Source organism: Leptospira perolatii (genome assembly GCF_002811875.1).
Taxonomy (GTDB): domain Bacteria; phylum Spirochaetota; class Leptospiria; order Leptospirales; family Leptospiraceae; genus Leptospira_B; species Leptospira_B perolatii.
Map to the genome: position 1 here is coordinate 26,000 of NZ_NPDZ01000019.1, position 10,735 is coordinate 36,734.

The 10,735-nt window shown below is 42.0% G+C and carries 11 protein-coding genes and 1 pseudogene; all 12 read right to left on the minus strand.

Going from position 1 to position 10,735, the window contains the following annotated elements; translation table 11 throughout:
* Positions 1-103 precede the first annotated feature (103 nt).
* Positions 104-1,426 carry an adenylate/guanylate cyclase domain-containing protein gene (locus CH373_RS17610; protein WP_100714385.1) on the minus strand — a complete coding sequence of 441 codons (1,323 nt, stop codon included), beginning with the start codon at positions 1,424-1,426 and terminating at the stop codon, positions 104-106.
* 100 nt (positions 1,427-1,526) lie between these two features.
* The gene (locus tag CH373_RS17615) at positions 1,527-2,273 is read right to left on the minus strand and encodes a hypothetical protein (protein WP_100714386.1); all 747 of its coding nucleotides are present in this window, start codon (positions 2,271-2,273) and stop codon (positions 1,527-1,529) included.
* Positions 2,274-2,497: 224 nt separating this feature from the next.
* A complete protein-coding gene (locus CH373_RS17620) occupies positions 2,498-3,457 on the minus strand; it encodes a class I SAM-dependent methyltransferase (protein ID WP_100714387.1) in 960 nt (319 codons plus the stop codon).
* A gap of 47 nt (positions 3,458-3,504) precedes the next feature.
* Complete coding sequence (locus CH373_RS17625; protein WP_100714388.1) at positions 3,505-5,025, minus strand: NAD(P)/FAD-dependent oxidoreductase; 1,521 nt, start codon at positions 5,023-5,025, stop codon at positions 3,505-3,507.
* 198 nt (positions 5,026-5,223) lie between these two features.
* Positions 5,224-5,814, minus strand: coding sequence for a YdeI/OmpD-associated family protein (locus CH373_RS17630; RefSeq protein WP_100714389.1), 591 nt, complete (start codon positions 5,812-5,814; stop codon positions 5,224-5,226).
* A 170-nt stretch (positions 5,815-5,984) separates the two neighbouring features.
* On the minus strand, positions 5,985-6,323 hold the full coding sequence (locus CH373_RS17635; protein ID WP_100714471.1) for a metal-sulfur cluster assembly factor: 339 nt from the start codon (positions 6,321-6,323) through the stop codon (positions 5,985-5,987).
* Between the two features lie 34 nt (positions 6,324-6,357).
* Positions 6,358-6,798 (minus strand): Fe-S cluster assembly sulfur transfer protein SufU, encoded by a 441-nt coding sequence (gene sufU / locus CH373_RS17640; protein WP_100714390.1) that lies wholly within the window; start codon positions 6,796-6,798, stop codon positions 6,358-6,360.
* Positions 6,782-8,023 (minus strand): cysteine desulfurase, encoded by a 1,242-nt coding sequence (locus tag CH373_RS17645; RefSeq protein ID WP_100714472.1) that lies wholly within the window; start codon positions 8,021-8,023, stop codon positions 6,782-6,784. The genes sufU and CH373_RS17645 overlap by 17 nt, the downstream gene beginning before the upstream one ends.
* Positions 8,024-8,055: 32 nt before the next feature.
* Complete coding sequence (locus tag CH373_RS17650; protein WP_100714391.1) at positions 8,056-8,364, minus strand: non-heme iron oxygenase ferredoxin subunit; 309 nt, start codon at positions 8,362-8,364, stop codon at positions 8,056-8,058.
* Positions 8,364-9,596 (minus strand): Fe-S cluster assembly protein SufD, encoded by a 1,233-nt coding sequence (sufD, locus tag CH373_RS17655; protein ID WP_100714392.1) that lies wholly within the window; start codon positions 9,594-9,596, stop codon positions 8,364-8,366. The genes CH373_RS17650 and sufD overlap by 1 nt, the downstream gene beginning before the upstream one ends.
* On the minus strand, positions 9,568-10,329 hold the full coding sequence (gene sufC, locus CH373_RS17660; RefSeq protein ID WP_100714393.1) for a Fe-S cluster assembly ATPase SufC: 762 nt from the start codon (positions 10,327-10,329) through the stop codon (positions 9,568-9,570). Before sufC ends, sufD begins: the two co-directional genes overlap by 29 nt.
* Positions 10,330-10,448: 119 nt before the next feature.
* A pseudogene (locus tag CH373_RS17665) lies at positions 10,449-10,735 on the minus strand (EAL-associated domain-containing protein); the annotation flags it as partial.

Below are 10,735 nucleotides of genomic sequence, written 5' to 3' on the forward strand. Positions count from 1 at the left end.
TTAGCAACCCTAATGCAATTTTATGGTTTTGGCAGAGCCGTCTCACAGCTGTTATATTGTTCGCATCCCAGCAAATCGGTTTTCACTAGGATAGGAACGATTATTAAAGTTCATCCTTTGCTATCTTGTCGTATAAGTTCTTAAATTCCTGGTTTGGTTCAGGCAATTCTATTCGCGCGTCTAAAATATATTTAGAATGTAAGCCTTCGACAAAGAACATGTTTATTTTTCCCTTACTTTTTGTCTCAACGCCCCCTCGATCGATACATTCGAAGTAAGGTTTGATTTTTTCATACGTAGCATAAGATACGTTTACCTTTCCAGGTGCTCCAGAGGATTCCATTCTGCTTGCCGTATTTACCGTATCTCCCCATACATCGTAACTGAACTTTTTCTTTGCGATAACTCCGGCGACCAAAGGTCCAGTATGCAATCCGACTCGGATATCCCAATACGGTTCACCTTTCTCTTTCTTTTTATTCTTGAGCGTCGAAATAGCTTCCACCATTTCAAGTGCGGCCAGCGTAGCGTCGATGGGATGTGTTCGATTGGGTTCTGGCAGTCCACCAACGCACATATAAGAATCTCCGATCGTTTTTATTTTTTCTAAATTATGTTTTTCTATTATCTTATCAAAGATGGAAAAGCATTCATCCAGATTCTCTATCAGATTTCTTGGAGTCATTTTTTCGGATAACTTAGTAAAGCCGGCAAAATCAGTAAAAAGGACTGTCGCAGAATTGACAAAGACCGGATCGACCTTTTCGGTCCTTTTCAGCTCTGAAGCGATTTTTGCGGGTAGAATATTGTGCAGCAATTTGTCAGATTGATCTAGTGCGTCCTGCAATCTCTTTTCAAAAATTTCATTCACGACTTCTTGGTATTCTTTGCTCTGCTCGAATAACAAACGCCAGGCAAGCTCATAATCGATATTCGGAATTCCCCTAGCAATTTCCCTTAGGAGTTCCCTCATATTGTTTTCGACACGTATAAAGAAAGAAATGGAAAAGCCACTTTGGCTATAATCAACCTGGCTGAAAACCTTCTGAGAAATCTCACGAAATTTTCTCAAATTCTCCGCGGAATTGTTCTTAAAGGACAGAAGCCTTTCGATAAAAATTCGATTATATGTGTCAAAAGAATATTCGTCATATTTAAATATGAAACCATTTCTCTTGGCCCACTCTTCTATAAAATTGAATGTAGGAATCGGTCCAGATTCCAGATCCGAAAATTCCGAGTAAAGGCGATCTAAAATCTCTTTATTGATCTCTATGGATGTTCTTTCGTCGATTCTAGATTGGTTGATAGGATTTTCGCCTTTCTTTAACTCTGCTTTGATGTGAAGCAGAAAGTAGCGCGCAATCTCTAAGGAAACTTGGTTACGGACTGCCTTTTCCTCCGCGACAGTATTCTGATTTGTCATAGATACAATTTTCTCTTAGTCTCAATCAGGTTAAGCAGCAAAAACAAAAAAGGTGAAAACGTTTACCTCTGACCTCTGACCTTCGATCATTCATCCTCGATCAAAAAGAAATACCGACTAAAACCTGCAATTGCATTCCGTAAGCATTTTGATGATCCTTCGCCTCAGCATTCGGACTCTTCCATGCCTTCTCAAAAGAAGCCGGGTCCCAATAGGAATTTGAAATGTAAGCTCCGTGCTGAGGATGAGAATTCGTGCCTAGATAACCTAAGAAATTTCCGCCCAAATGAACAAAAAATCCCGAAGGAAATAAATAACGAAAACCTGCGCCTATGGATGCGAAAGTTCTTTTTTGCAAGAGACTCCAATCATAGTATTTCACATCGTTTATGAGAGTAGAGGTATTTGTCGTTCTCTCTATTTTCGAAAAGGTTTCTGTCCCTGCTCCAACACCTACGTAGTAAGGATTTGCGAACGGGAACCATTCGAGTTGCAGCATTGCCTGTCTTTGAATCTCTTCACTATTCGTTAGCGTGAAAGAAGCGGTAGAACCCTGAGCACCGATTAAATCCAAATCAAAGCGACTGATCCGCCTTTGCTCGTTCCCTTGAAACGAAATCGCTAATTTCGAAGAGAATTGATAACCGAATCCAATCCAATTTAATCCGTTAAACTTGTTAAAAATAAATCCGCCAACAAAAAACTTTTTCGAGGACCTCCTACTTGCCTGGTCCTCTTCTCCGGGAATTGCACCATTTCCGCCACCGGAGCTATTCTGTGCGCTTACCGAAGCTGTAGCTAACAGGAAAAATAGGATAATTAAGAATATTGAAATTCGGGATTTCATCTCTGTTCACCTTATCAAAGAGATTTGAATCGGAATGTTAGTTTTCACTATATTGTCCGGTTTGGAAAGAAAATAATTCTTCATTTTTTCTTGTAACTGATCTCGGCACAAAAATTACACTATTGAATTTCCTAAGGGAAGGATAGACCGGCACTTCAGAACTCTGTATTGGTTTAATCGAATTTTTAGGGTGATTGGATTCAAGTAGATTTGGTAGACGAGATCTATGACCTATTCTTAAATCTCCAAACCGATCTGATCTTTTCGCTGCGAAAGTCATCGGGATGAGTTCTCTTTGTAAGGTCCTCTACTTCATCCCATAATATCGAATTCGGATCCAGTTTGAACTTTCGAAAATTCGTAGAAAAATACAAAACTGCACCGGGATTTGAGTAATCTTTATATAATAAATTTAGCAAGTAGGAATAATCTTTTTGGATATCAAAGAAGCCGTCCATTCTCTTGCTATTTGAGAATGTAGGAGGATCAACTACAATCAGGTCATATTTTTCTTTTCGCGCCGCTTTGGATCCAGAAGTTTTCAGCCAGTTTAACACATCAGCCTGGACAAATTCATGTTCTTCGGAATTCATTTGGTTTAAGCGAAAATTTTCTTTTGCCCAATCCAGATACGTCTTAGAAAGATCTACGCTCGTCACAAGAATCGCTCCACCCGCAACAGCGTAAACGGAAAAGGATCCTGTATATGCAAATAGGTTAAGTACTCTTTTGCCGGCCGATTCATTTCGGACGAGTTCCCGAGTAATTCTATGATCCAGAAATAAACCGGTATCCAGATAATCGCTTAGATTTACCTTAAATCGCAGCCCTCCTTCGTTTACTACAATAGAAGCTTGGCGATTGCCTAGTTTTTCATACTGGCTCGATCCTTTTTTCTGTTCTCTTTTTTTCCAAAAAAGCTTTTCGGGGGATACATTCAGTATTTCGAATATTGCCTTTTCTATCTCCGATCTTTCGTGCTGCTTTTCAGCGTCTGTTAATGGATAGCTATTGGCGTATTCGGCAACTTGGCAATAGTCCTCGTACAAATCGATAGAAAGCGGGACCTGCGGAATGTCCCTATCGTAAACTCGAAAGCAACTAATATCCCTACGCCTGGCCCATTTTTTCCAGTGCTTGGACATTCGTTCCAACCGATTGAAAAACATTTCCAAATGTTTCATTCAAGACCAATATGAAAAATAGAGTTGTATTGCGAATTCTTTTTAATCTATGCCTGGATCGGAATTCGATCCGTATTTGCGCGCTTTTCCAGCGGGACAAAAAAGCTTAAAATTCCGTACCATAGAACCGTCAAAGAAACCGAAGGTTTAATAATATTCCAAAGGCTTTTTTTAAGATGGATTGTCCAAAGATATTCGTAATAAATTCTCTGATTCACTGACATCAGCTCCATCATTCTGTTAATATACCACATAAGAATACTGTGTCCAAAGGGCCTACTACCCGTCGCCTGGGGATAATGCAAATCCAGAGTTTTTGTCAAAAACCAAGGAAGTTTGATCGCATTTGGAAGTCTTTTTCTAACTCTATTTGCAAACCCTTTCAACGAATTTCGACTTGATCTAAACTGCTCCATTAAACAATCGTGAAGAATTTTAGATTGAAGACTGGCGACAGATATTCCCTGGCCGAAAATTGGATTTAGAGCGCAGACACTATCTGCAAAAGGAACGAGATTCTCCGGAAAATCTGACAATCGATCAAAACGACGCCATCTATTTGTAGGAATCTTAAATATCGTAATGTCCGTAATTGGCTTTGCGTACTTTATAAAATTGTAAAGATTCGGCCTCGTTAGAGTTTTGGCAAAGTTCATAAAACCAGATTGATTGGTCGGAGCATGATCCTTAAAATAGCCGTTTAAACTCACAAGCCATCGATTCCCTTCTACGCAAGAAATAAATCCCGCTCTCCAGTTATCAGGAGATTTTGGGTATTCTATCAAAAGCTTCCAGTTTTGATCAAAATTCTTTGGGGCCTTACATAGAAAACTTGTGTACGCCAAATCGATCCCAATCTTTTCCTCAAAGGGCTTAGGATAACCTAAACTTTCCAGCCACTGCGGACACCTGGAGCCTCGACCAGATGCATCCACGATTAGATCCGCAAATAACTCTTTGCCGGATGATAGCCTAACTCCTGTTATCCTACGCTTAGTAACATCGGATAATAATCCTTCCACCGATTTTTCGGGAATAAATTCGACTCCGTAAGTAGCCTTCAATCTTTTTCTTAGATTCCATTCCAAAAATGGCCTTGTGAACAGCATCAAATGGACTCCGCTCCGAAATCGGCTTTTCCATACACCAAAATGATGCCAGATAAATTCTTGCGATGAATCGATTACGTTGAGGCCTTCTTTTCGTAATTCCTCGATCATCCCGGGAAAAAAAGACTCTATCACATCTTTTCCCGAATTTAACAATACATGAGGATGCTTGCCTTGCGGAACTCCTTGTCTAGGGTTGGAGGACGATGGCAACTTGTCCCGATCCAGCACGGTGACCTTTTTAAAAAAATCCGCAAGCGCCCTTGCTGCCATCAACCCTCCGATACCGCAGCCGATGACTATTGCATCTCCATAAGGCTTGCTTGACTCTTGCCCGGAAATGGATTTTCCCTGAACTGACTTCCGTGAGTCTTGTTTCGCCCTTCCCTTTGTTAGCCGGGCTTTCGATTTTGTCTTTAGCAATTGTCGGGATGGTTTGCTTCGTGGAATCTTTTTCATATCGATTCTCCTTTCCCGCTCGAGAGCAAGCGCTCAGATTAACGAATGCTCGCATGTTCGCTTAATAATATCTACAATTATTTATTGATAGATTAAAGGTGTCTTGCAATTCATAAGTGAATTGCCCAGGGCTTCACGTTAAACGCAACCGGATCCTATGAGAAAGAGTACTTTTGGAGAAGTTTAATGAGAAAGGATTTATTTTTTTGAGTTTGTCAGAAGAGCTATCCTCTTGCCTTCCATCGAATCCCCGATCAATATATTTAATCTTTTTAACTGAGTCGCGTCTTGTTTTGCACTGATGACCCACCAGCTCGCTGCTTTGCGATACCAAGGTGGCTGCGATTGAAAATAGTCCCAGGCCTTCTTATTTTTGCGAAATTGGGCTTCGAATTCTTTCGTCAATTTTGCAGTTTCCCTTTCATAAGAATACTGATTCGACTTTGCATCATCTCGATTATTAAAAGCTTCTAAACCAGGAGCTCTCATTTGGCCGGTTTCTATCAAAGTTTTCATTTTCTTAATATTGATAGCGCTCCAATTACTAGAAGCTTTTCTAGGTGTAAAACGAATCTTGTAACTGACCTCGTCGATAGATTTTCGGACTCCGTCAATCCAGCCAAAACATAATGCGACATCTACGGATTCGGACCAGTTAATACTGTCTTTCCCGGTGCTGACTTTATGATAGCCGATCCAGAGAACTTTCGCCTTAGTATGATTCTTTTCGAACCAGGAAAAAAGTTTGGCTTGGTCGGAAAAGAATCGAATCGTTTCCTCGTCCTTCATTCGAAATCCTTAATCTATATACGCGATGATCCTCTAATTTTGTAGGAGGTCCTACAAGAATTGGAAAGCAAAAAAACCTTGGCAAAAAAACGAAGTTCTGTTAAAAGGCCCTTTGGTTGCCCGCCACCGGCCCCCCTCCCAGGAAGGGCGGGGCCCTTCTAGACCAGCTCTCAATAATCGAAAATCCCCAGATCCATCTTGGCCTCTTCCGAAGCCATCAATCTCGGATCCCACTTCGGATTCCAAACAACTTCGACTTCCACAGAATCAATCCCCTCAACCCTGAGGGCATTATCTTGGATTTCTTGCTTTATTTGAGGGCCGGCTGGACAAGCCATCGAAGTATAAGTCATTTCGATTTTAGCTTTTCCGTTCTCTGCTTTGATTTTATAGATTAATCCAAGTTCAGCCACGGAGATTCCGATTTCAGGATCTTCGACATTGTGAACCGCTTCGTAAATTTTTTGCTCGAGCTCGTTTGTTGGAGCTTCGAGTAACTGAACATTCATAGATTCGTTCGGTTCCATTTCATTTTCCTCAAATCTAAAGTGCTTTTTCGTTTTTGTTCAGAGCCTTCTCAAGGGTGTTCCAAGGCAAGACTGCGCATTTGATTCTTGCAGGAATTTTTCTGACAGCTTCAAGTGATTCCAGATCCTCGTATTCCTCCGAGAAATGAGGCTCTTCGTCCTCGATCAGCATCGCTTTAAAGGAAACCAAGAGCTCCCTTGCTTCGTCGATTGTTTTTCCGTAGAGGCAATCCGTAAGCATAGAAGAAGAAGCTTGGGAAATCGAACAACCCTTACCGTTAAACGAAATGTCGTGAATCTTGTTCCCATCTAGTTTGAGGAACAATTCCACTTCATCTCCACACAAAGGATTTACTCCTAGTTCGTGCACATCTGGATTCTCTATAGAGCCATGGTGCCTAGGATTTTGGTAATGGTCTAAAAGGACTTCTTTATAGAGTTCATCGCTTAAGGACACGACCGAATATCTCCTTTACCTTCTTTAGACCGTCGAGAAGACGATCTACGTCTTCTTTCGTGTTATAAAGATAGAAGGAGGCCCTGCAAGTGCCAGAAATTCCTTTGTATTCCATGAAAGGCTGGGCACAATGATGTCCGACTCGGATCGCGATACCTTCCTCATCTAGGATAGAACCTACATCGTGCGGATGAACTCCCGGAAAGTTAAAAGAAACCACCCCGCCCCGTTTGGATAAATCGGTTGGACCGTAAAATTCTAATCCTCCGAATTCCTCTAATCTTTCCAAGGCGTATTGTAGGAGTTCCAACTCGTGATTCCGAATTTCGTCCATCCCGACAGATTCAAGATAATCGATCGCAGCACCAAAGGCTATCACTCCGGAAATATTAGGAGTTCCTGCCTCTAATCTTGCAGGAAGATCGGCATAGGTAGCCTTATCTTTCCAGACACGAGAAATCATGTCCCCACCACCCATCCAAGGAGGCATTGACTCTAAAATTTCTTCTTTTGCGTATAGAACTCCCACGCCAGTTGGCCCCAACATTTTGTGAGCAGAGAAGGCATAGAAATCATAATCGCCTTGCTGTACATTGACCGGTAAATGGCAAATCCCTTGAGCTCCATCCACTAGAACCTTGGCCCCAACTTGACGGGCTCTCCTGATGATTGGATGCAGATCGTGAATAGTCCCAGTAACGTTCGACATTTGCGCTACTGCAACAAGCTTAGTTCTTTCGGTGATTATTTCATCTAAATTAGAATAATCTAAAGTAGCATCCGGTAGAATCGGAATATATTTTAGGACAGCCTGCTTTTCTTGGGCGAGCATTTGCCAAGGAACTAGATTGGAATGGTGCTCCAATTCATTTAGTACAATTTCATCGCCTTCGTGTATATTCGTACGCCCCCAAGATTGGGCGACTAAGTTGATCGATTCTGTTGTATTTCTTGTAAAAATGACTACTTTTGCGCAGATTGCTCCGATGAACTTTGCAACTTTAATGCGCGAATATTCGTACTTCTCAGTGGCTTTTTGAGAGAGAGCATAGACTCCCCGGTGAATATTCGCATTTTCGTGCTGATAATAATTTGCCTCAGTTGCGATTACGGAGCTAGGCTTTTGAGAACTAGCAGCGCTGTCCAAGAAAACCAAGGGTTTTCCATTCATTCGAGTATTTAGAATGGGGAAATCGGCTCGGATCTGTTTGATATCGAAACTCAATGTACTGCCTCCCTTTCCAATCTTCTCATACGTCAATCATCCAACTCTACTTCGACTTCGTCACCTACGATTCGAGTAGAATAAACGGGGAGGTCCTCGACCGCCGGCATACAAAGTGCCTTACCGCTTTTCACATTAAATTGCGCGAAATGTCTAGGGCAGGTAATTACGTCGCCTTCCAAATTCCCGTGAGAAATCGCCTCGCCATCGTGAGTGCAGACATCTTCGAACGCGTAAATCTGATCTCCGATCCGAGTGATTCCAATTCTGTTGAATTTGGTCTCGACTACGAACACCTTCCCCTCCGCCAATTCGGAGAGCTTTACTCTAAAAGCGCCCATTACGGTAGACCTTCCAGCATTCTTGTTTCAAGAACAGACTCAATTTCATTACGAAGTTTCTCAGAAGGGAATTCTCTCACGACTTCGCCCAAAAATCCTTCTACAATTAATCTTCTAGCTTCATGCTCGGAGATCCCTCGGGAAGCCAAATAAAACAATTGTTCTTCGTCAATTTCGCCAACAGTCGCTCCGTGCTCGCATTTTACGCTATCGGCAAATACTTCTAACTTTGGAATGGACTCTGCCCGAGCAGTTCTGTCCAACAGCAAATTGTTATTAATCTGCACTGCGGCTACGTCTTTGCATCCGGCAGGAATATGAAGATTTCCGGTAAAAACATGGTGTGCTTTTTCTCTAGCCGCGACTCTAAACAAAATCGAACTATTACCATGGTCCGCTTTATGTAAAATTCTGATTTCAGTATCCTGGTATTCCTTTGCCCTCAAAGGAGAAATTCCGGCAAAACGCGTCCAGGCACCGTTGCCGGTTACCTCAGCGTCATAGAAGGACTTTCCTTTGTATCCTCCCCAAGTAGCGATTGAAGTATGAAATCTACTATCGCCTTCTTGGACAGAATGAGTTGCTCGAAATCTAAATGTTGAGTCTCCCAGACTTTCCGTAGTTGCGTACTGAAAATGCCCACCTTTTCGGATCCTTAAAATAGTGACACCGTTCATCCATCGGAAATCATCCGAAGAACTCGAAATCCATTCTTCCAAAATCCTTGCCTTGGACATCGCAGGCGCTTCAATAATAAACAAAGGAAGCACGAAGTTCCCTTCGTTGCAAGAAACGCAGATCTGAGGTAGAGGCTCCTCTTCTTGTACTTCCTTTAACTGAATATAATAAGCGTGCGTAAAGTGCGAAAGAGTAAACAAAGAAGTCCACTCGCTCTTATAAGCTTGAAGTGCGGGTTCGGCCAAACTCAAAACAGATTTTAGCCGATTCGAATCAAGTTCCGACAATGCAGTAATCTGAGAACCATTTTCCGAAGAAAACTTCACGGCTTCCCGAGAAGGAGCTTTGTCAAAACTATCCAATTTGAAATTAGAAAGACTAATTTTTCTCCAAGACTCCAGCCCCGGGTTCGGGAATTCAGCCTTTTCTAAAAATGAAAATGCTTTTTTACGAAAATCTAATAAATCCTTAGGTTCCGATTTTTCGGATAAAAGTTTTTCGAAAGATAGCTTGAAATCCATTCCTTCAGTTTGCAGCTGCGAGGATCCAATCATATCCTTTTTCTTCCAATTCGAGCGCCAACTCTCGTCCGCCCGTTTTTAGTATCTTCCCTTGTGCGAACACATGCACGAAATCAGGAGTCACGTAATTCAAGATTCTTTGGTAATGCGTAATCAAAAGTATGGAACGGTCCGGAGCCTTGTTCTTGTTGATTCCTTCGCTTACAATCCTTAAAGCGTCTATATCAAGGCCCGAATCAGTTTCATCCAATATACTTAATTTAGGTTTTAATAAAGTCATCTGAAGAATTTCGTTTCTCTTTTTTTCTCCGCCCGAAAAACCGTCGTTTACGTAACGACCTACCCAACTATCCGGAACATCCAAGAGTGCCATGCTTTCCTTTAACTCTTTGCGAAATTCTTTCACTGGCATTTCCTTCCCTCTTACCGACTTCAGGATTGTGCGTAGAAAATTTCCGATCGTGACTCCGGGGATACTCGTAGGATATTGAAAACAGAGAAAAATTCCAGTACGAGCTCTTTCATCGGTGGGCATGGTAAGAATGGACTGGCCCCTGTATAGAATTTCTCCGGAAAGTACCTTATACTTCGGGTGGCCAAGAATTACGTTGGAAAGAGTACTTTTTCCTGATCCATTCGGACCCATTACAGCGTGTACCTCTCCCTCATTGATCACAAGGTTGACCCCTTTTAAGATCTCCTGGATTTGGCCCGATTCCGTTTCAATTCCGGCCTTGAGGTTCACGATTTTTAGGATTTCTGCCACTTCAGACTCCTTCCAATGACTATGTTTTTAACCTTTAGACTGAGATCAATAGGAAAGAAAGTGGTTAGAGCCCCAAAGCGACAAATCCTTTTGGGGAATAGGAAGGAAGAGAATGCCGGCTAAAGAGGTTCCCAGTCCAAGCGCAAAATCAGGACGTATTTGTCCCCAAGACTATAGGTGAACAAAACGTATTGGCGTTTCGTTTCAATATCGTGGATCGGCTCGGTAAATCCAGAAGTTCGATTTGCGTGCAATGCTTCTGCCTTATGCCGTATAAAGAAAGGTTTCCAGGCGTAATTATTGCCGATTTCGGTTAATAATTTAGTCCAAGGCAAATCATACGACTCTCGTTTAAAGGTAGGAGTGACTTGGTAGCCGGCCATATCACATACAAGTATTGAATTCG